We start from the raw sequence: 21,801 nt of genomic DNA on the forward strand, positions 1-21,801 counted from the left end.
AAAGAGTGAAAATTTTTAAGGCTTTGGCAGGAGTAAAACGAGAGATTGTTCGTTATTTATTTCATAATCAAAACAAACACAATTGTGGAAGATTGAGACTGCATTAGGGATGAATAAGTATCATCTCAAAATATTATTAGAAGCAAATTTAATTCTTGTTGAGCGACAGGGGCAATTTAAATTTATAGCTGTAAAGGAGGAAACTTTTCAAGAGTTTTCACCTGGCTTTTTGCCGACTTTGTAGATGCTGAAAAGTCATTTTTATTAGGGGGTAAGAGCGGATAATAATGGAAAATATAAATGTATTAAAAGATGGGCTCTCAATTATATCTCAATGTAAAAAAGAAACAAATGATATTTGGCATGCACATTTCGGAGCAGCTGCCATTGCTAGTTATTTTTTTACGAAAAACAATAACATTGATGAAAAAACTGCCTGTAACATTTATTCTCAAGCGAAAATGATGCTCCATAAGCAAAGGTTAGGCGAAACAATTGATAATAAACAAGGTGTCGATTATCAAAGTGCTGAAGAAACGATAATCAAATCTTTGGAACAAACGATTGATGAACTCCATTGGGTTGGTCATAATGTAATTTACGCTTCTTTAAGTTTACTAGCCATTAAGGAGTTAAGTCATTGGGGGAGTGAGCAAGATATTAATAATATAGCAAACCTTATATTATCGTTTCAAAAAACAATTCCCGGTAGATCTTGGATTGGTTTTACAACTAAAGAAGTAAAGCAACTAATTATAAATAATGATGAGATTCAAAGCGAAATTAAAAACCCGAAGCAATTATCTGAATTTATTTTAAATGAGTTATCTAAATTTAATGTTATATATAAGGCAGAATCACATCACGATTTAATTGGTCATATGCTTACCTTCTCACATGCGATTAATATATTATATGACTTAGGGCATGTAGAATTATTTCAACGAGGAATAAAACCACTATTAAAGCTAGTTTATGTACTTAGAAAAAGTCGCAATTTAATGCTGAATGCCCAAATAATATTGAATTCTCCTGTAGATCGTTTACCGCTCACAAAAGCAAAACAAGTTGATACACTTCCGCTAGATAATGCATTCTGGCTTAAAGACTACAGTGAATTTAATTGGGATTTTGGACACATATTTAAATTTTCATATAGTTATTTTGATCACTTAACAAGGGTTCCAGAATATAAAGATAAAACATTTGAGAAATTCTGTTGTATTATTAATGAGTAAAAGTGTCTAACTTTAAATTAATAGTAAATGGTACACACTCATAAACTAATATATTTATAAAAAATGGTAGAAAATTATAATGCCCTGTAATAATAGGCTTAGTTTAAGTCTCTTTTTTTGTTAGTAGTATATTATTTTTTCAAATATGTAAGATTTTACATTAGCATGAGACTTTTACTTATTATGTAAGTAGGCTATACTAAAATACATATATTTTGAAATTGGAGCGAATAAAGACGACATGGAATTAGTGAAGTTAGAAAAAATAATTGAATTGAAAAAAGAAGAATTATTGAATCTAGTCTCAAATTATGGACTTCAACATGAAAAAGTAATAGCACTCAGCCAAGAAATTGACAAATTAATAAACTGGTTTATGTTTTTAAAATAGAAAGAACTATGACGTGAGTTGAATATGTTATAGTTCTTTTTTATTTGGTAATTTAGAAATATATTCGATATACTACCAATAAATAGAATGTTCAGTTTTAAAGGAGGGGGATAAATGATACTACATACGCATATTTCAGGTGAAGGGGAACCAATTGTGCTTTTACATTCTGGTGGTATGACAGGTTTAGTAGAGTTTGAAGAACAGGTAGAATTTTTTACAGAAAAACAATATAAAGTAATTCGTCCTGATTTGAGGGGACATGGAGAATCAGGAGGTACATTAGATAATTATTTTCTTTGCTCTGCTGATGATTTGAATGATACACTAGAACATTTGCAAATTAATAGTTGTCATATAGCGGGTGTTTCACTAGGGGGGATAGCCGCTTTATTATTTGCAAAAAAATATCCAGATAAAGTGAGGACATTAACTTTTTCAGGTATCTTTCCTATTGAGCGAGATAATTGGGAAGAGTCTCAGGAGTATGAAGTAAAGTGTCATCAACAGTTGATGGAAAATGAAGAAGTTGTAACTTATATGAATCAAATTCATGTAAAAAGTGATTGGAAAGGGTTGCTGAAATCGTGGCAAGTTAAGGAGTGGTACCCATTTCATGAAACAGGTGATGTAGCTAATCTTCAAGTACCTACACTGTGTATTGTTGGGGGAGATTCAGCAGATGAAGTTACAGCCGCTACAACGTTTAAACAATTAAACAACAATATACATATTGCTGTTATTCCGTTTGCAGGTCATTTAGTGCATAATGATCAGCCTAAAATATATTCATATATATTGTCTAATTTCTTACAGAATGCGCAAGCTGCTAGTCGACTATGATAATTTTTGGTTATAATAATAAAGGAATTATTAATTGTATCGGTTAGGGGCGCAGCAAATATGAAAACAGTCGTTGTCATCGGTGGAGGTATTACTGGACTTTCTACTATGTTTTATTTAGAAAAATTAAAGAAGGATTATAATATAGATTTAAATTTAATCCTTATTGAGAAAGAAGAGTATTTAGGTGGTAAAATCCACAGTGTGGAAGAAAATGAATTTATTATGGAATCTGGAGCAGATTCTATCGTAGCTCGTAATGAACATGTTTTGCCGCTTGTAAAAGATTTAAATTTAGAAAATGAAATGGTATATAACGAAACAGGTATTTCTTACATATACTCTGATAACATATTACATCCAATTCCTGCTGACACTATATTTGGGATTCCTATGAGTGTTGAATCATTATTTAGCAGTACACTAGTCTCAAAAAAAGGGAAAATCGTTGCTTTAAAAGATTTTATTACGAAAAATAAGGAGTTTACAAAGGATACATCACTTGCTGTATTTTTAGAAAGCTTTTTAGGGAAAGAGTTAGTGGAAAGACAAATTGCACCTGTGCTTTCAGGTGTATATTCCGGTAAATTGAATGAGCTTACAATGGCATCTACGTTACCATATTTACTTGAGTATAAAAATAAATACGGAAGTATTATTAAAGGTTTTGAAGAGAATAAAAAACAATTTCAGTCAGCAGGAAATAAAAAGTTTGTATCATTTAAAAGTGGACTATCTACAATTATTAATCGCTTAGAAGAAGTGCTGACGGAGACTGTCATTAATAAAGGTGCTGTAACAACAGTGATAAGTAAAAAAGGGGATCGGTATGAGGTTTCTTTTGCAAATCATGAGACAATACAAGCTGATTATGTCGTTTTAGCAGCTCCACATGATATCGCACAAACGTTATTACAGTCTAATGAGTTAAATGAGCATTTTAATAAATTTAAAAATTCATCGCTTATAAGTATTTACTTAGGTTTTGACATACTAGATGAACAACTACCGGCTGACGGCACAGGTTTTATCGTAACGGAAAACAGTGATTTACATTGTGATGCTTGCACATGGACAAGCAGGAAGTGGAAACATACATCTGGTAAACAAAAGCTATTAGTAAGAATGTTTTATAAGAGCACTAATCCAGTATATGAAACGATCAAAAGTTATAGTGAAGAAGAATTAGTACGAGTTGCTTTATATGATATTGAAAAGAGCCTCGGAATTAAAGGTGAACCGGAAGTAATTGAAGTTACAAATTGGAAAGATTTAATGCCGAAATATCATTTAGAACATAATCAAGCTGTTCAATCATTACAAGAAAAATTGGCCGTGCTTTATCCTAATGTATACTTAGCTGGTGCTTCATATTACGGTGTAGGAATTGGTGCTTGTATTGGAAACGGAAAGAATACTGCCAATGAAATAATTACGACATTGAATGAACAGTCAAAATAATAATATTGAATACATATGTAAATAAAATGTCCCTCCAACATAATGGAGGGACATTTTATTTGTAATTATTTCACATTAATTGCAATCTTTTTATGATTGGCTTTATTCTCTTTAATAGTTAATGTTATTTTCCCAGATTCTTCAAAGGAATACGGTGAGAGCCGATAAAGTTCTTTAATACTATGTTTTTCTTTTAATTTATTTGTAGGAATTAATGTTATATTAGGCTTCCATGTTTCCTGTTTGCCTGAAGGGTAGTCTACTATTATTTCTGGATTATTTAATTGTATTGTTTCCCAAGAGACAAAATACAGTTCAACTTCTGCATTTTTTTTTAGTAATTCTTCTGAGAAATAACCAAACTCACCAACATTACCAAAAACAGTGAAATTTTGATTTTGCAATTTAATATCTAAATATCTAGGTTGATATGTTGCTGCGTGATACATTCCGTATGAAAGAGAGAGTGTGGCAGCGATTAATATACCAACTGAAAATGTCTTAAAGCTATTTCCTTTAAAACTTGTCATCATAAATGAGTTTGGTGTGAATTTTTTTGCGAATAAAAAAATGAGTAAAATGAGCAAGAGGGATAAGCCAATGAAAATATACATAAAGTTTAAGCACCTCCGTAAGAAGTATTTACTCTTTTTCTATATTTTAACATGAGAGGGTATAAATTAGGGGTGGTTTTTAGAGGGGAATTAATAAATACAACGAAGTTATATATTATTAATAGGATAAACATCGCTAGAAATATTTGATTTGTGGGACATTAAGGACTTTCCTAATTATAAATACTTTTTCTGCTATAATAAATGAGTAGAGAGAAAGGAGTGATCCTATGGTATTTCCTATGTTAGAAACAGAACGCTTGCGCTTAGTTGAAATAGAACAATCTTATTGTCAAAAAATATATGAAATATTCTCATTAGATGAGGTAACGTGTTATTACGGTATGAATTCTTTTACTGAGTTTGGACAAGCTTCACGTATGATTGAATCTTTTTCGAAAAATTACTTTGAGAAAAAGGCAATGCGTTGGGGGATTGTATTAAAAGACACAAATAATTTAGTAGGAACAATTGGATTAAATAATTTACAACTTTGGAGTAAACGCTCAGAGATTGGATATGATTTGCATCCTCGTTATTGGGGGAATGGTTATGCTTCTGAAGCTGCTCGAGAAATTATTACTTATGGATTTCGAGATTTAGGCTTATTTAGAATTGGAGCTATTACATATCCTGAAAATATAACTTCGTGTAATATGTTATCTAAATTAGGTTTTCAACAAGAAGGGCTGTTACGTGGATACATTCATCAAGGAAATAAACAACACGATGCATTAATGTATTCTATTGTACGAACAGATGTAGAGGATATTCATTATTAATAAAAAAGCCCCTCTTATTTAAAATAAGAGGGGCTTGTAAAAATCAACCTATTTTAGGTAATAAACGTTCTCCGCTTTTCATACTACTTTTACATAAAGGGCATTTAGGCTCTTCTTCAAATGAAAAGTTCTTTCTCATCCATCCTAAACAATCCTCTGATTCACATTCCCAAACAGGGGTTTGTTCTGGTGGTACTTCTGCTACATCGTTCTTTCGATTGCGATACATGTAACCACTCCTTTTATGTAAAAATTTTTAGTTATATATTAAAAAGGTTGTTAACCGAGCTGGTAACAACCTTTTTATTGATTGAATTATAGCTTTACAACGTTTTTAGCTTGAGGTCCACGGTTACCGTCTTCAACTTCGAAGCTAACTTCTTGACCTTCGTCAAGAGATTTGAAGCCGTCGCCAGTGATAGCTGAGAAGTGAACGAATACGTCGCTACCGTCTGCAACTTCGATGAAACCGAAACCTTTTTCGCTGTTAAACCATTTTACTTTACCTGTTAATGTCATGGTAATGCCTCCTAAAATTTAAAAAGATTACAATATGATCGGCCTTATTCGATTGGAAATAAAAGTTCACATATTATCAAAAATCCATAAGGAGTACAAAACATTCCTGATTGATACTTGATAATATGCAAAGAAAATATAGTGCTAAATTGACCTTAATTACTATCTTACAACAAATGGTGGGAAATAGCAAGTGTTGGGAAAATCAAGAAAAAATAGGGGGTTTTATAGCAAAAGGCACAAAGACATCTCTTTTATTTATATATTATGCCTAATTTGGATTTATGCTAAACTGAGAACATTTTAATTAATAAGTATGTATAAGGGAAAGGATATATATATTTAAGAACAGTTGTGATTTATTTGTTTAGGAGGAGAGAATATTGCGAAATACTCAATTTAAAATAATCGAAGCTGCGAAAGAAGGAAGAAGAAAAGTTCATCCTATTTTAGCTGTAATACTAGCTATTGTATTTTTAACTTTAGGTGAATTTTTTATGTTATTTATGCTGTTTTTACCGAAAGCGGATACATCATCTGTAAAGGCAATTTATAATAATATTGAGATGATATTAACGTTTGGTGGGGCTATATTTTTTATTTTTTTATGGATTAGGTTTGTAGAAAAAAGGTCATTTTCATCCATTGGTTTTTGGAAAGTGCAATGGACGAGAAATTACTTGAGAGGTGCGTTAATAGGATTTGTCTTCATTTCAATACCAGTAATTGTACTTGTATTAACAGGGATTGTAAAACTACAAATGCAACCAATTACGGCAACCGCCATATTTGGTATTGTAGGATCTTTAATTGCTTTTTTAATACAAGGTGCAACGGAAGAAATTATTGTACGAGGCTGGTTGTTTCCAGTTATTTCTGTTAGAAGTCGTATATGGGTTGGGATTGTAGTGACGTCCTTTTTATTTGGTTTTCTTCATTTACTTAATCCTGGTATTACAATTCTTTCAATATCGAATATAATATTAGTTGGTGTATTTGCAGCATTTTACGTTTTAAAAGACAGTAGTCTTTGGGGGATATGCGCGTGGCATTCCATTTGGAATTGGGCGCAATATAACGTCTATGGTTTTGCAGTTAGTGGCATGACGATATATTCAACGCCGTTATTTAAACCTGTAACAAATGGGTCAGAAGTGCTTTATGGAGGCTCATTTGGTATTGAAGGTAGTATCATTACAACAATAATGCTTTCTATCGCTTCAATTGTTTTATGGAGACAGTTATGGGGGAAAAATGCGAAGCAAAGAGATTTAAGTTAATGAAAGTGGGAGAAACTATGGGGATTATAGCGTTTGAGGGAGCAAGTGCTGTTGGTAAGAGCAGTACGTGTCGTGAGTTAGAAAAAAATTACGGTGCATTTATTATACCTGAAGTTAATCTATTATTTGAAAGACCAAAAAATGAACATAGAACATGGTATTTTGAAAAACAAGTAGAGCGCTGGAATATAGCAATGCAGAAGTCGCAGCAATATGAGTTAGTAATACTCGATGGTGATATTTATCAGCCACTTAGTTATAATTGGTGTTTCCATTTTGATATATTTAATCAGCCGTTATCTTTAATAGAAAACTTTTATAAAGAAAAGATAATTAACGAAGAAATTGGTTTTCCAGATCAATATTTTTATTTATATACAAGTGATGAAGAGCTTAGAAAACGGAAAGAGTCTGATGGGACGAAAAAAAGAAGAAACTTTGAAAAACATTTACATATATCTAAAGCATTTCAGCGTTATTATGAAAATTTAAATAACGTCACAGACGGGTACTGTAAATTGATTGAAGCAAAAAGTATAAAGTCGAATGAATTAGAAATTGTGAAAAGTTTAAACAGCTTAAACGTGTGTGAAGAAAGACGTTTTGATGTTTCGAGGTTAGATGCTATTACGGAGTGGTTAAAAGAGAATCGAGCATAAAGTAAAAACAACGAGTGTTTTAGAAGGCGCTCGTTGTTTTTTTGTTTCCATATAAATATAAAGGGAAATTTTGTAGAATATCTTTATTTTTTAACAGAATAATCTTTCAATTTTACAAAAAAAGAAATACAATATAAGGAAATATATATAAATAATATGATAGGGGGTGGGATGAACTATTTTGAATGAAGGAACTGTTTTATATAAGAAATAATGAGGTAGTAAGAACAGAGATATTTGGGAGGAAACAAGCAAGATGAAAACATTATTTAAAATCATAGGAATTATAGCTGGTATGGCGGTAATCGGGGTAGGTGTAACGTATGGTATGCTGTATTATCTGAATAATAGTAAACCAGCTGCGAAAAAGGAATCACCAGCCGCTCCGGCAGTAGAAGTGCTAGCTGATAGTAATGTAAAAGCCGAAGATGCAAAGATGTTAGAAAATGGGAATTATTCATTGCCGAATAGTGGTTTTAATAAAAATTTCAAATGGACAGATGAGAACATACAGACAGCATTACATGAAATGGCACATCAAAAAGCGAAAGCAGATCAAAAATGGGGATATATCTTTATTACACAAGAACGTATTGAAAGTTTACTTGAAATTATAAATAGTAATGATGTTGCACAAAAAAGTACATATGTGGATATTTTAGAACGATGGAAACAAGGAAAATATGAAAAGGTTGATGTGGACCACAACAAGATTTGGAAATTACAAAGTGGGAATTTAGGAGAAGGGAAAGGAGTAATGTCAGAAAAGGAGCAAAAAGAATTAATTAATCAAGTTTTTATACAAAAAGGTACATATTCAGGTAGTAAATTAATTGCAGGTGGGGGACAAACTAATAAATAAGGTACATATTGATTTTGAAACACCTGTATTGTTATGAACACAAATGTTTTAATAAAAATGAGTAATTGCTTTTTAGAGCAGTTACTCATTTTTGTAATTACTCGCTTACTTTTCTATTCTATTCTCTCTAACAATGTAAGAAACGATTGTAAAACGGGTGATATCCATCTAGATTTATGATAGATTACATGGCTTTGAATGACTGCTGGAGTTTCGATGGGCTGAAAACAGAGTTGCTCTTTTTGACAACTTTCTTGTACAACGATGTAAGGGAGAATTGAAATTCCTAACTCACACATCACAGATTGTTTAATGACTTCAACATTGGAAGTTTCGAATGTTTTAGCGGGAATATTCCCACTTTGACGTAAAAAACGATCTACCATTGGTCTATAGCCGCAGCTTTGTTCAGTAAATATAAATTGAGTATTTTGTAATAAAAGGAGTGGATCAGTGTTTGAAGGGAAATGAGCAGGGAAAATCCATCCAAATGTTTCATTACATAAATTACACGTAATAAAATCATTATGCTCTATACTTTCTCCAATTATGAAGATAACATCGGTTTCTCCTTCATGTAGTTTTTTCAATGCTTGCTCATTGGTATTTGTCTCAAGTACGATATTTACTTTCGGATTTTCCTGTTTGTAAGTACGTAATAATTGTGGTAACCGATACACTGCCAATGATTCATTAGATGTAATAGTCAATGTTCCTTCTAAATGGTCACTGTTTTGAGGGATTTCTTGCGCTTTATCATAAATAGTAAGTAATTCTAATGCGTACGGATGAAATTGATGACCTGCTTTTGTAAGAAGTATTTTTTTTCCTAATCGGTCGAATAGAGGAATGTTTAAATCGCTCTCTAATGATTTAATATGAGCTGTCACAGTAGATTGCGCATAACCTAATGCATGAGCAGCTTTAGAAAAGTTGCCATATTTAACAATGGCACAAAATGTTTTAACATGTCTCATTTCCATAAGTGATACCTCTTTTATTATCATGATTTGTGAATGATTATATCATGTATTTCAATTTTTCAAATCATTAAATTTCTTTTAAAATTAAGTTGTGGAGAAATTTATTCAAGTGAAATTGGAGGAGAAAAAATGAGTGAAAAGAGCTATCATGTAGCTGTAGTTGGGGCTACAGGTGCAGTAGGGCAAAAAATTATTGCATTGTTAGATAGAGAAACGAAATTTAATATAGAAGAAATTACATTACTCTCGTCAAAACGATCTGCTGGTAAGGCAGTAAAATTTAAAGGAAGGGAGATTAAAATACAAGAGGCAAAATCAACTAGTTTTGAAGGTGTAGACATTGCATTTTTTAGTGCTGGAGGAGAAGTTTCTAGACAATATGTAAATCATGCAGTTTCTAGTGGTGCAATCGTAATTGACAACACAAGTGAATACCGAATGGCACACGATGTACCACTCGTCGTTCCAGAAGTAAATGCACATACTTTAAGGAAACATAAAGGGATCATTGCAGTTCCGAATTGCTCAGCACTACAGATGGTAACAGCTCTTCAGCCAATTCGAAAATCATTTGGTTTAGAACGAATTATTGTTTCAACGTATCAAGCCGTATCAGGTTCAGGAATTCATGCGATTCATGAATTAAAAGAACAGGCTAAGTCAATGCTTACAGGTCAAGAAGTGAAGAGTACTATATTACCAGCGAAAAAAGATAAAAAACATTATCCAATTGCATTTAATGTATTGCCGCAAGTGGATATATTTACAGAAAATGATTTCACATTCGAAGAAGTAAAGATGATTCAAGAGACGAAGAAAATTTTAGAAGATCCAAAGCTGAAAATGGCAGCTACTTGCGTCAGAGTTCCAGTTGTATCGGGGCATTCTGAATCGGTTTATATTGAACTTGAAAAAGAAGCGACCGTTGCAGAAATTAAAGAAGTACTACTGAATGCACCAGGTGTTATTTTACAAGATAATCCTAGTGAACAAATTTATCCAACACCATTATATGCAGAGGGTAAAATAGATACATTTGTAGGTAGAATACGCAAAGATCCGGATACGCCAAAAGGATTCCATCTTTGGATTGTTTCTGATAATTTATTAAAAGGTGCGGCTTGGAACTCAGTTCAAATCGCAGAGACATTGGTGGAAAAGGGGATTATTTAGTATAAATTTATATAAATATTGAAAATAGGAGGATATATGGGAAACCGTTAATTATAATGGTTTCCCATTTTTTACTTAATGAGTATTCTCCTAACTTCAATTAGAATTTAATTTAAGTTAGTTTTTATAGTGTTTTTATAAATATCAATTTTATTTGCAGAGAATTTTAAAAATCTAGGCTCTCCATTAATTGTGAGATAAATATTAATTGAGATTGGCATCTCAACCTTTTTCACTACATCTTCTATAGCAATATACTCATTTTCTTTTTCGTTATAAAAAACAATGGAACTAATTAATACCTCGTTATTTTCAATATCAATACTACACATCATAGGGAATTTCTCATCATTATGTATTATTAATTCGCCCAGTACTATTGAACCGTTTAATTCTTCTGTGAAATTTATAGTTTCCACTGGTTTTACCCACGTTTCATCGCACTCTTCATTTTCCTCTTCATCTATTGCCCATTCCCATATCGGGTTTTGTTTCAAGTCTTCAATAGTCAATTCATCAACTGGTTTGCTTTTATTCATAAGTACTTTCCTCTCTTAACATAATAAATGGATGATTCAAAAATTTATTCTTTAACTGTTCAATGTGGCTATTTCAATCTTATACATACAGGTTTGCTCGTTTCAAAAAATAGTTGATCGCCAATAAGAAGTTTCAATATAGAGCTTTATTCATTTGGAACTATTTAATCTAGTTTTGAAATGTTATACGCACATTAATAATAATCAGAATGTATGTTCTTGCAACGATTTTAACAAGATTTTGAGTAGACATCAAATAATATTTATTTTAGTCAGCTGAAAAGAAAAAAGGACTGTGATAAAAGAGGTTAAATGATAAAAATAAGGGTTGGAAATACACCGGAGATAAAAATAAATGAAGAGAAGTTAAAAAAGTAAGAAGAGCTTACGCAGATTTATAAACAGAAGCATAATGGAAAAATACCGTTCAAAATTAGCTCTGATATAGCAGTTATTGAAGCGAAGAAAAAGATGGGAGTGCATATTGGAAATACGAAGATGACCAAACAAAATTATGGAATATACGACTATAGAACTAGAAAATGATAACATAAATCTAAATGTTATTGTTTAAATTCATATTTTATAATTTCCATTTGTAAAAATGAGCCCGTAGTAAAAACAACCTAAAAATAGGCATATGAACAAGGTACATCATCTAGTGATAGGTCATATTTTGTAGGTGTACGTATTGAACTTAGTTTAACCCGCTATTTGTGGGCAGTAAAACTCCCACCTCAAAATTCGACTGGAGCAAAGAAGTTAGGTGGGAGTCGGGCTAATAATCAGTGGGGGATGAACACTCCCCACTGATTAAAGTTTCACTTTAAGCGCTATCTCTACTTAGATTTAACGAACAGAAATATAGGAAAGCATCGATTGGGTTGTAGTTTATAAACGGAGGTCATGAAAATGAATAAGTTTCAACAAGAACTACAAGCGTTAAGCCTTAATGATTATCAGTCTGGAAATATTGTGTATTGGGACCAGCAAAACCAATATCCATATTACTATATTACAGATGATGCTCGTCGCTGTGGCGGTTGTGGTCGTTGTGGCGGTTGTGGCGGTGGTCGTTGTGGTGGATTCCGTTGTTTTGGTTGCTTCGGTTGCTTTAGTTGTTTTGGTTGTGGTGGTTGCTCTAATTGTTCTAATTGCTCTAATTGTTTTGATGGTTTTAATGGTACTACTGTAACATTTGAATATTGATAAGAGACAAAAAGGAATCCATTTTGAAAAAAGATTGATCGAAACGGATTCCCACTTTGTGAAGTACTATATAATTTTTATAAAAATGTGCTAACAAGATTGCAAACGGACTTGCTAACACCTATACGAAATAGACATAAAATATCGTTGATGTGTAGCTTAATAATACGATAATAATTTAGCACTTATAATGAATAATAGGTTATTAGAAAAGAAACCATAAAATGTAATGTTTTATATTATTATAAAAAGAGATTATTCTAATAGGGCGTTGTGTAACGGCTACATAGGATAATCTCTTTTTATGTTTAATTTTGTAGAGATTGTACTGTTAACTTTAGTTGTTCAATGAATTCTCGGGTAGCAGCGCACATGTATTTATCTTTTCTATAAATAAGTCCTATATCTATTGTTGGAGTGGGGTTTTCAATTTTAATAGATTGAATGTGTTCGCTTTGCAAAAAATCTATATAAGGTTTTGGTAATACTGTAATTCCCATATCTTTTGAGACCATTTGAATTAAAGATTCCATCGTACTAATTTCTAAAATTGGTTTTGGTGTAAAGTTGAATTTTTGACAATGAGATGTAATTAGTTCGGTTAAAAAGAAATTTTTAGGTAAAAGAATTAAAGGGTAGTTCTGTAATTCAGCAATAGATACATGATCATGTTCAGTTAATCGATGACCGGTCGGCACGACTAATGTAAGTTCACTTTTATATAGTGGGATAGAAACAATCTCTTTATCTTGCACTGGAAGAAATGTAATGCCAATATCTAATTCATTTTGTAATAATTTTTCACGAATTTCCCCTGTACGAAGACCTAATACAGAAAGTTCAATATTCGGATATAAATTATTGAAATTTAAAATGGCTGGTGGTAGTAGATAATTTACGACGGTTAACAATGAGCCGATTGTTAAGGATCCATGTTGTAATCCGTTTAAATCTTGAATGGCAGAGCGGGCTTGTTCGACTTCGTGAAAGATTGTTTTACTGTGCGATAATAAAACTTTTCCTGCTTCAGTTAAAGATATTTTTTTACCAATTCGATCAAAAAGTGGCATTCCTACTTCATGTTCTAATGCACGTATTTGTTGGCTTAGTGAAGGTTGTGAAATATTTAATTTCTCGGCTGCTCTTGTGAAATGTAATTCTTTCGAAACAGCTAAAAAGTATTCTAATTGTCGTAATTCGATTGAAATCACCTCAAGTTTAATCATAGGATATACCTATCATTATTATATAAATAATTGAATTGAACAATGGTTTTGTGGGATATATAATCACTTTATCAGAAATGGATTGATTAAAAAATTAGATGAGGTGAAGAAGAATTGTTGAAATCTAGTGTATTACCGGGCAGTTATTCACAAGTACTTCAAAAAAGGTATGAGGAGGCTGTACCGACAGGAATATATCATTTAACGCCTTTATATGTAAAAGAAGCAAGGGGAGCGATAATAACAGATGTAGATGGAAATCAGTTTATTGATTTTGCTGGTGGAATTGGTATGCAAAATGTTGGACATTGTCATCCGAAAGTTGTAAGAGCGGTACAAAAACAAGCAGAATCATTTATACATCCTTGTTTTCATGTAACTCCATATGAAAATTATATTACTTTAGCGGAGAAAATTAATGAGAAAGTGCCAGGTACAAGTAAGAAAAAAACGATGTTTGCCAATAGTGGTGCGGAAGCGATTGAAAATGCTGTAAAGATCGCACGTAAAGTAACAGGGAGGAGTAAAGTAATTTCGTTTGAACGAGGATTTCATGGGAGAACATTAATGACAATGTCTCTATCGACCAAAGAAACTCCATATAAAGCAGGATTTGGTCCGTTCGTTTCAGACATGCATATATTGCCGTATCCGTACTATTACAGAGCTGAAGAAGGAGTTTCTACTGAAGAAGTGGATTCTCAAGTCATCTATCAGTTTGAAAAGTTTTTAGAAGAAGTATCACCTGAAAAAGTAGCAGCAATCGTAATGGAACCAGTACAAGGGGAAGGTGGGTTTATTGTTCCTTCTATTACATTTGTAAAACGATTACGAGAAATTTGTAATCAATACGGTATTTTAATGATAATGGATGAAGTGCAAACTGGATTTGGCCGAACAGGGAAATGGTTTGCAACAGAACATTTTCATATAGAGCCTGACATAATGACTTTGTCAAAATCAATTGCTGGCGGTTTACCATTAAGTGCTATTGTCGGTCGTGCGGAGTTGATGGACATTCCTGGGAGAGGACAAATTGGTGGAACTTTTGCAGGTAGTCCGTTATCTTGTGCAGTTGGTCTTGCTGTATTTGAAATAATGGAAGAAGAAAACCTAGTTGAAAGGGCTCAGCAAATTGGAAATAGAATAATGTTACATCTACATCAAATGCAATTAAAGTACGAAGTGATTGGTGATGTTCGTGGAATCGGTGCGATGGTTGCAATGGAACTTGTAACGAATCGCATAACGAAAGAAACTGCAAAAGAACTAACAGTAAAGCTAATTGAAGATTTTTGGAAGAATGGGCTTATAAGTATTGGAGCGGGGATATTTGATAATGTACTACGCTTTTTACCACCTCTAGTTATCTCAAACGAAGAAATAGATAGAGGATTTGAAATAATAAATGAGTCTTTTGAAAAGTTGTGCCGCAAGTAAGAGGAGGGATTTGAATGACTAAAGTATATGAAATCCTATCTTTAAATCTAGGATTGCCAAAAGAGGTTATGTATGGTGGGAAGTTAATTCAAACAGGGATAAATAAAAAGCAAGTAAAGGAACCTGTTTTTTTATCATTTTTAAAGTTTAATGGAGATGGGCAGGCGGATTTAGTTCATCATGGAGGTGTAGATAAAGCGGTTTGTGTTTATACTGGTGACCACTATCCTTACTGGGAAAAAGAGTTGAATCAGGAACTTGTATATGGGGCTTTCGGTGAAAATATAACAGTAAGCGGAATGCGTGAAGAAGATGTTTGTATTGGTGACACGTTTCAACTCGGAGAAGCGATTGTACAAGTAACGCAGCCAAGACAACCTTGTTTTAAATTAGCGAAGAAATATAATATTCCAAAGTTGCCATTATATTTTCAAGATACAGGATACACAGGTTTTTATTTTCGAGTATTAAAAGAAGGGTGGATATTACCGGTAGATACTTTAAAATTGTTGAAGCCTGATCCAAAAGGTGTGTCAATTTTGTTTGCGAATCGCATAATGCATAAAGAAAAACAAAACTCTGAAGGATTAAAAAGGATTTTAGAAGTAAATGCACTGTCTACTAGTTGGAGAAAGACGTTTGAAAAGCGAGTGAAGGGAGAAGAAATTAGTACGAAGGAGCGACTTGAGGGAACCAAAGAATAGGTGAATTATATTTGCATAAAATGGTGTATTTCTATTATCGGAAAGATAAGTAGGAAGCACCATTTGCTATATAATAAACATGATATTATTCAAAAATCTTAATACTAGTTTATTCGACTTGTTTTTTAATAATCAAAACATAAAATAAATTAAACCATTTTTAAAAGTTTTATGATACTATATTGATTTGAAAGGCCTATTTTTTGAGAGTAGGTCATATAAGTATATCTAAATTAATGGAATCGACGTATGGAGGGACAACATGGGGAATGTTAAAAAATGGCAAACTTTCTATTAGAAGAACCGAGAAGAGAACAGTTATTTCCTTTATTTGAAGAAGTGTTTGGGATTACGAGCCAAACATTGCAGGATTTTTCAGAGAAAGGGTATTGGGATTATACATATAAAGCATTATCATTTTTACAAGATGATAATGCGATTGCAAATGTTGCGGCATTTTCACTTCCGCTTTTAATTAATGGTGAAAAAATAAATGCAACGGGTATTCAATCAGTAATGACACATCCGAATTATCGTAGACGAGGATTAATGAAACAATTGTTTAGTAAGATGATAGAGGAAATTGATGAGCAATGCGAGTGTGCGGTCTTGTTTACTGAAAATCCGGAACTATATAAACCATTTGGTTTTCAAATTGTGCAAGAATATTTGATGACAGTATCATGCGAAAATAAAGGTTACAAAGATTCTCAACTTAAAAAGTTAGATTTTTATAATGAAGAGGATAGACAATTAATACATGAGATTATTGAAAATGGCCAAAGGCTTTCTAATAAATTTTCAACGTTAAATTACCGCTCTTCGTTTTATTTAAATATGTATGATTCAACATGGAATGAAAACCTTTATTATTCAGAGAAATTAGATGCGCTGATTGTTTTTACAGTAGAAAATCAAAAACTAAAATTATTTGGAGTATTTGCGCCGGTAATTCCGATTTTAGATGAATTATGTGAGGAAATCTCTGGGGAATTTACGGAGATTGAATTTTATTTCTACCCAGATCAATTAGGAATTGATGATGTACAATATACAGAATTACAGACTAGTAAGTATTTAATGGTTCGAAGTAATAAAGAATTAGATTTTAAAGGTTATAAATTCCCGGTATTAACTGAGTTTTAAATATTAATTTAAATGCTTTTTTATGGAGGAATTATGAAAACATCATATATACCAAATCATATTGAGCAACTTACTGTAATGAACGCACCTAAATTTTACAAACTTGAAGACAATGATACATTCATTGTCCATTCGAAAGAAGAAACAGATTTTTGGCTGAAAACCCATTATGGTTTTGAAGTAATGAATGGCCATGTATTTTATGATGAGATAATGACAGATTTTCAGGCTGAGGTTCAATTGCGCATGAATCCAAATGCGACATACGATCAAGCGGGTTTATTTGTTATGATTTCTGAGAAGTGTTGGTTAAAAACATCTTTAGAATATATTCCTGAGGGCCCATCACATTTAGGTGCTGTCGTAACGAATAATGGCTATTCTGATTGGTCAACGCAAGACTATCCAAATGAGTTTGCTAAGCAACAATTACGTTTTCGAATTATTCGAAAACTTGGCGATTATACAATATATGTGAAAACGAGTCAGCGATGGGAACAAATAAGAATCGCTCATTTGATGGAGGACATAGGTAATGAGCCTGTTAAAATTGGTTTTTATACGTGTAGTCCTTCTGAAAATAATGGATTCGAGACCGAGGTTTTCGATTTTAAAATTGAACAAATATAGATGGGAAAACCGCATTCTTACTAAATGAGAATGCGGTTTTTATTAAGTTAAAGAGTATTCACATCAACTGGCAGTGAAAATGCCTGGTAGATTAAAGTTCCATTTTATTGACTAAAAATGATTTAAAACTTATCATTTAATAATGTTAAATATTAATTTGCCTAATATAATAGGACTAATGGAGAAATTACAGACTATATCGCTCAAATAAGGAGGAATATAAATTATTCGATGGTAATTTCATGAAAAAAGGAGATTGTGTATGAAATCATTTCGCAAGTTGTTACAGTATTTAAAACCATACATGTTCTTCGCTATTATTGGACCGCTATTTATGGTACTTGAGGTTGCGATGGACTTAATTCAACCGACAATAATGCAACATATTATTGATGTTGGAATTGCAAACCGGGATTTGAATTATGTAATAAAAATGGGGCTTCTTATGATAGGAGCAGCAGCAATCGGTTTAGTTGGAGGACTTGGTTGTATGATGTATTCTACAAAAGCTGCTGTTAATTTCGCTACAGACATACGAAAAGATGTGTTCGCGAAAATAGAAACATTTTCTAGCAAAAATCGTGATTCATTTGGAACAGGTAAATTATTAACAATCGTGACAAATGATATTACATCTATTCAATCGGCAATGACGATGACGTTACGTGTACTTGTCCGTGGACCGTTATTATTTATTGGAAGTATCATTATAGTCTTTGTAACAGCGAGAGACCTATTTCCAATTTTACTTGTTGTGGTACCCGTATTATTAGTTGCAATTGTATTGATTGCAGGTCAATCGAGCGGTTCATTTAAGCGAGTACAAGAAGCATTAGATAAAGTAAACACAAAGCTACAAGAAAATTTATCCGGTGTACGTGTTATAAAAGCATATGTAAGACAAAAATATGAAATCGCACAGTTTGAGAAAGTTAATACAAGTTTAACTGAAATAAATATTCGTGCAATACAAATTATTTCATTGATGATGCCAATTATTATGCTAGTTGTAAATAGCGGAATTGTAGCAACTTTATGGATTGGTGGCGAGAAAGTTTTTAACGGTACACTCCAAGTAGGGGCCATTTTAGCTTTTATTAACTATTTAAATATCATTTTAATGTCACTTATGTCTATTAGTATGGTATTTATTCAAATTGCCCGTGCTTTTCCATCAGCTGATCGTGTACAACAAGTCTTACATACTGAAGTTGATATTACAACTGAAGGCGACGTATATGAACCAAAACAAGTGGGTGGTAATGTAGAGTTTAAAAATGTTAGCTATAGTTATACGAAAAATAATGAATATGTTTTAAAAGATATTTCATTTACTGTACGTAAAGGTGAAAAAATAGGGATTATTGGATCGACCGGAAGTGGTAAATCTACATTGGCGAAACTATTGCCACGACTTTACGATGTTGATCAAGGTGAAATATGTATAGATGATGTTAATGTGAAAGCATACGATTTGCAAAAACTTCGTGCTTCCATTGGCTTCGTTCCACAAAAGGCACTTCTTTTTTCAGGCAGTATAGAAGAGAATTTACGTTATGGCAAAGAAGATGCAACTTATGATGAATTGGAATTAGCATCTTCATCTGCTTGTGCGACTGAGTTTATCAATAAGCTGGAAGACTCTTATGAATATAACTTAACACAAGGTGCAACCAATCTATCTGGTGGTCAAAAACAACGTATATCTATTGCAAGAGCCCTAGTGAGAAAGCCATCTATTCTTGTATTAGACGATTCTACATCGGCAGTTGATGCGAAGTCAGAAGCTGTAATACAGGAAGCGTTAAGGACAAGATATAGTGGCACAACGACATTTTTAATTGCATCAAAAATATCTTCTATTATAGATGCTGATAAAATCCTCGTTTTGAATAACGGTGAATTAGTTGGAAATGGTACGCATGAGGATTTATTGGCAACTTGTGAAGTGTATCAGGAAATTTATCTTTCCCAAGGTGGTAGCCTGCAGCAAGAAGGAGGGGAAGAGCATGCGTAATTTTCAAGGACAATTTGGAAATAAAGGTGGACGTAACAATCCGAAAACGGGAAAAACTAAGAATACTAAAGGAACTATAATGCGAGTATGGAACTATATGGGATATCAAAAAGCATCTCTTATGTTCGTTATTATTCTTGTATTTATCACGACATTACTAGGTTTACTTGGGCCATATTATATGGGGGTCATCATTGATGAATACATTGTACCGAAGGATTTAAGCGGGACAGCGAGAATGTGCATGCTACTCATTGCGATATATGGGATAACCGTATTATTAACATGGTTACAAACATTTGTAATGATTAATGTTGCATTAAAGACGATACAAAAAATACGACAAGATATTTTTGAAAAAATCCAAACACTTTCTCTACGATTCTTTGATGTACGTTCTCAAGGTGATTTAATGAGCCGTGTGACAAATGATATTGATAACTTAAATCAAGCTTTGACACAAAGTGTTGTGCAAATCATTTCATCAGCGTTAACGTTTATAGGTGTAACAATTGCGATGTTTTCATTAGATTGGATTTTAGCGATTGTAACTTTAATTACAGTACCTATTATGTTTTTCGTTACGAAAAAACTAGTTGCTTATAGTGGGAAAAACTTTGCGAAGCGTCAAAAGGATTTAGGAGAATTAAATGGATTTATTGAGGAAGCCATTACAGGTGCAGACGTAACTACGTTATACGGAAAAGAAAAAGAAACCGTACATAACTTCAATAAAATTAACGAACAGCTAAGAATTTCAGCAACGAAGGCTGAAACGTTTTCAGCATTTATTTTTCCAAGTATGAACTTTATTAATAACTTAGGAATGGGGCTTGTAATTGGAACTGGATCGGTAATGGTATTAAACGGAATGACAACAGTAGGTGTCATTGCAGCTTTTATTAATTATTCTCGACAATTTTCAAGGCCACTTAGTCAATTTGCAACTTTAATGAATACGATTCAAGCGGCAGTTGCTGGAGGAGAACGTGTCTTTGAAATTATGGATGAAGTACCAGAAATTCAAAATAAAAAAGATGCAGTACTTGTACAAAATTTACAAGGACATGTTAGGCTTGAGAAAGTTTCATTTGGATACGCACAGGACAACATGATTTTAAAAGATGTGAGTCTCAAGGCGAATCCTGGGGAGACAATCGCTTTAGTCGGTCCAACTGGATCAGGAAAAACAACAATTATTAATTTGTTAACTCGCTTTTATGACATTCAAAAAGGGCAAATTAGCATTGATGAAAAAGATATAAAGGATTATGATATTAATTCTTTGCGGAGTAAAATAGGGGTTGTTTTACAGGATACGTATTTATTTGCAGGAACGATTATGGAAAATATTCGATATGGACGTTTAGATGCAAGTGATGAAGAAGTAGTTGCAGCAGCAAAAGCAGCATCAGCACATTCTTTTATAAAACATCTACCAAATCAATATGAAACGGAAATTGCTTCAGAAGGTTCGAATTTAAGTCAAGGACAAAAACAACTCCTTGCGATTGCACGAGCGATTTTAGCAGATGCAGATATATTAATTCTCGACGAAGCAACATCTAATATTGATACGAGAACAGAATTACAAATTCAATCTGGATTAAATAATTTAATGAGAGGGCGAACAAGTTTTGTAATCGCTCATCGGCTGAAAACGATTGAAAAAGCAGATCAAATACTTGTAATTAAAGATGGTAGTATTTTTGAAAGAGGAAATCACGAATCTCTTATGGAAGAGAAAGGATTCTACTTTGATTTGTATACGAGTCAGTTTAAAATTTAACAAAAATATTGATGTGGTGAGGTTTCTCTAGAAAAGAGAAACCTCATTTTTTATATTTGCAAACATTGCTATCCGAATAGTCTTTCACTGAATGTTTTAACAGCGTACTTTTGCAGACTAGGTGAAAAGAGGTTGGCTTGATCATAAGGCTGGTGGTATGAAGTTGAGTAAATTTGAAGTAAGATTGATTCGGTGTTTGTTGCTTTGTTATGTTGGGGGGCAAGTCAGTTTGGTTTCAGCTTATATTTAGTGGGAAATGAACAAAAATCCGCTTCGATTAAAGCTATACGTTACTA

At 32.7% G+C, this 21,801-nt stretch carries 21 protein-coding genes and 2 pseudogenes; 17 read left to right on the plus strand and 6 right to left on the minus strand.

Annotated features, from left to right (window positions below; translation table 11 throughout):
• Positions 1 to 287: 287 nt before the first annotated feature.
• The 4 genes from I6L50_RS18130 to I6L50_RS18145 all read left to right on the plus strand — a co-directional run bounded on the left by I6L50_RS18130 (position 288) and on the right by I6L50_RS18145 (position 3,933).
• The gene (locus I6L50_RS18130; RefSeq protein WP_219302243.1) at positions 288 to 1,238 is read left to right on the plus strand and encodes a hypothetical protein; all 951 of its coding nucleotides are present in this window, start codon (positions 288 to 290) and stop codon (positions 1,236 to 1,238) included.
• Between the two features lie 241 nt (positions 1,239 to 1,479).
• Complete coding sequence (locus I6L50_RS18135) at positions 1,480 to 1,629, plus strand: aspartyl-phosphate phosphatase Spo0E family protein (protein ID WP_002012842.1); 150 nt, start codon at positions 1,480 to 1,482, stop codon at positions 1,627 to 1,629.
• 114 nt (positions 1,630 to 1,743) lie between these two features.
• The gene (locus tag I6L50_RS18140; protein ID WP_002141734.1) at positions 1,744 to 2,472 is read left to right on the plus strand and encodes an alpha/beta fold hydrolase; all 729 of its coding nucleotides are present in this window, start codon (positions 1,744 to 1,746) and stop codon (positions 2,470 to 2,472) included.
• 60 nt (positions 2,473 to 2,532) lie between these two features.
• Entirely contained in the window at positions 2,533 to 3,933 is a 1,401-nt protein-coding gene (locus I6L50_RS18145) for a protoporphyrinogen oxidase (RefSeq protein WP_219302244.1), read from the plus strand.
• A gap of 65 nt (positions 3,934 to 3,998) precedes the next feature.
• Here the strand turns inward: I6L50_RS18145 and I6L50_RS18150 are convergent, their stop codons facing one another.
• Positions 3,999 to 4,547 carry a hypothetical protein gene (locus tag I6L50_RS18150; RefSeq protein WP_219302245.1) on the minus strand — a complete coding sequence of 183 codons (549 nt, stop codon included), beginning with the start codon at positions 4,545 to 4,547 and terminating at the stop codon, positions 3,999 to 4,001.
• A gap of 230 nt (positions 4,548 to 4,777) precedes the next feature.
• Between I6L50_RS18150 and I6L50_RS18155 the strand changes: the two genes are divergently transcribed.
• A complete protein-coding gene (locus I6L50_RS18155) occupies positions 4,778 to 5,329 on the plus strand; it encodes a GNAT family N-acetyltransferase (RefSeq protein ID WP_002031946.1) in 552 nt (183 codons plus the stop codon).
• A gap of 43 nt (positions 5,330 to 5,372) precedes the next feature.
• Here I6L50_RS18155 and I6L50_RS18160 read toward each other — a convergent pair whose 3' ends face one another.
• Positions 5,373 to 5,558: a cold-shock protein gene (locus tag I6L50_RS18160; protein ID WP_000286202.1), complete on the minus strand. Its 186-nt coding sequence runs from the start codon at positions 5,556 to 5,558 to the stop codon at positions 5,373 to 5,375.
• A gap of 86 nt (positions 5,559 to 5,644) precedes the next feature.
• Positions 5,645 to 5,848 carry a cold-shock protein CspD gene (gene cspD, locus I6L50_RS18165; protein WP_002012849.1) on the minus strand — a complete coding sequence of 68 codons (204 nt, stop codon included), beginning with the start codon at positions 5,846 to 5,848 and terminating at the stop codon, positions 5,645 to 5,647.
• A gap of 383 nt (positions 5,849 to 6,231) precedes the next feature.
• Between cspD and I6L50_RS18170 the strand changes: the two genes are divergently transcribed.
• The 3 genes from I6L50_RS18170 (at position 6,232) to I6L50_RS18180 (ending at position 8,649) form a co-directional block, all read left to right on the plus strand.
• Positions 6,232 to 7,128, plus strand: coding sequence for a CPBP family intramembrane glutamic endopeptidase (locus I6L50_RS18170; RefSeq protein WP_219302246.1), 897 nt, complete (start codon positions 6,232 to 6,234; stop codon positions 7,126 to 7,128).
• A 17-nt stretch (positions 7,129 to 7,145) separates the two neighbouring features.
• Entirely contained in the window at positions 7,146 to 7,787 is a 642-nt protein-coding gene (locus I6L50_RS18175) for a nucleoside/nucleotide kinase family protein (protein WP_219303717.1), read from the plus strand.
• A gap of 256 nt (positions 7,788 to 8,043) precedes the next feature.
• Positions 8,044 to 8,649, plus strand: coding sequence for a PRK06770 family protein (locus I6L50_RS18180; protein WP_219302247.1), 606 nt, complete (start codon positions 8,044 to 8,046; stop codon positions 8,647 to 8,649).
• A 113-nt stretch (positions 8,650 to 8,762) separates the two neighbouring features.
• On the opposite strand, the gene I6L50_RS18185 is transcribed toward I6L50_RS18180, so the two are convergent.
• Positions 8,763 to 9,632, minus strand: a complete 870-nt coding sequence (locus tag I6L50_RS18185) for a LysR family transcriptional regulator (protein ID WP_219302248.1) — start codon at positions 9,630 to 9,632, stop codon at positions 8,763 to 8,765.
• 129 nt (positions 9,633 to 9,761) lie between these two features.
• Here I6L50_RS18185 and I6L50_RS18190 point away from each other — a divergent pair, with 129 nt between their 5' ends.
• Positions 9,762 to 10,805: an aspartate-semialdehyde dehydrogenase gene (locus I6L50_RS18190; protein ID WP_219302249.1), complete on the plus strand. Its 1,044-nt coding sequence runs from the start codon at positions 9,762 to 9,764 to the stop codon at positions 10,803 to 10,805.
• A 107-nt stretch (positions 10,806 to 10,912) separates the two neighbouring features.
• Here the strand turns inward: I6L50_RS18190 and I6L50_RS18195 are convergent, their stop codons facing one another.
• Positions 10,913 to 11,344 (minus strand): hypothetical protein, encoded by a 432-nt coding sequence (locus tag I6L50_RS18195; RefSeq protein ID WP_219302250.1) that lies wholly within the window; start codon positions 11,342 to 11,344, stop codon positions 10,913 to 10,915.
• A 348-nt stretch (positions 11,345 to 11,692) separates the two neighbouring features.
• On the opposite strand from I6L50_RS18195, the pseudogene I6L50_RS36010 reads away from it, so the two are divergent.
• Both I6L50_RS36010 and I6L50_RS18200 read left to right on the plus strand, forming a co-directional pair.
• Positions 11,693 to 11,770, plus strand: a pseudogene (locus I6L50_RS36010) (replication-relaxation family protein); the annotation flags it as partial.
• Positions 11,771 to 12,256: 486 nt separating this feature from the next.
• Complete coding sequence (locus tag I6L50_RS18200) at positions 12,257 to 12,553, plus strand: heterocycloanthracin/sonorensin family bacteriocin (RefSeq protein ID WP_219302251.1); 297 nt, start codon at positions 12,257 to 12,259, stop codon at positions 12,551 to 12,553.
• 308 nt (positions 12,554 to 12,861) lie between these two features.
• On the opposite strand, the gene I6L50_RS18205 is transcribed toward I6L50_RS18200, so the two are convergent.
• Complete coding sequence (locus I6L50_RS18205; protein ID WP_219303718.1) at positions 12,862 to 13,764, minus strand: LysR family transcriptional regulator; 903 nt, start codon at positions 13,762 to 13,764, stop codon at positions 12,862 to 12,864.
• A gap of 129 nt (positions 13,765 to 13,893) precedes the next feature.
• On the opposite strand from I6L50_RS18205, the gene gabT reads away from it, so the two are divergent.
• From gabT to I6L50_RS18235, 6 genes and pseudogenes are all read left to right on the plus strand, one after another.
• Complete coding sequence (gabT, locus tag I6L50_RS18210) at positions 13,894 to 15,219, plus strand: 4-aminobutyrate--2-oxoglutarate transaminase (RefSeq protein ID WP_219302252.1); 1,326 nt, start codon at positions 13,894 to 13,896, stop codon at positions 15,217 to 15,219.
• Between the two features lie 14 nt (positions 15,220 to 15,233).
• Complete coding sequence (locus I6L50_RS18215; protein WP_002085626.1) at positions 15,234 to 15,923, plus strand: MOSC domain-containing protein; 690 nt, start codon at positions 15,234 to 15,236, stop codon at positions 15,921 to 15,923.
• A gap of 262 nt (positions 15,924 to 16,185) precedes the next feature.
• A pseudogene (locus I6L50_RS18220) lies at positions 16,186 to 17,069 on the plus strand (GNAT family N-acetyltransferase).
• A gap of 33 nt (positions 17,070 to 17,102) precedes the next feature.
• Positions 17,103 to 17,699 (plus strand): DUF1349 domain-containing protein, encoded by a 597-nt coding sequence (locus I6L50_RS18225; protein WP_002127357.1) that lies wholly within the window; start codon positions 17,103 to 17,105, stop codon positions 17,697 to 17,699.
• Positions 17,700 to 17,961: 262 nt separating this feature from the next.
• The gene (locus I6L50_RS18230; RefSeq protein ID WP_113936522.1) at positions 17,962 to 19,716 is read left to right on the plus strand and encodes an ABC transporter ATP-binding protein; all 1,755 of its coding nucleotides are present in this window, start codon (positions 17,962 to 17,964) and stop codon (positions 19,714 to 19,716) included.
• Positions 19,709 to 21,505 (plus strand): ABC transporter ATP-binding protein, encoded by a 1,797-nt coding sequence (locus tag I6L50_RS18235; RefSeq protein ID WP_113936521.1) that lies wholly within the window; start codon positions 19,709 to 19,711, stop codon positions 21,503 to 21,505. Before I6L50_RS18230 ends, I6L50_RS18235 begins: the two co-directional genes overlap by 8 nt.
• Positions 21,506 to 21,801 lie beyond the last annotated feature (296 nt).

This window comes from Bacillus sp. FDAARGOS_1420, from assembly GCF_019344915.1.
In the GTDB taxonomy this organism is placed as follows: domain Bacteria; phylum Bacillota; class Bacilli; order Bacillales; family Bacillaceae_G; genus Bacillus_A; species Bacillus_A mycoides.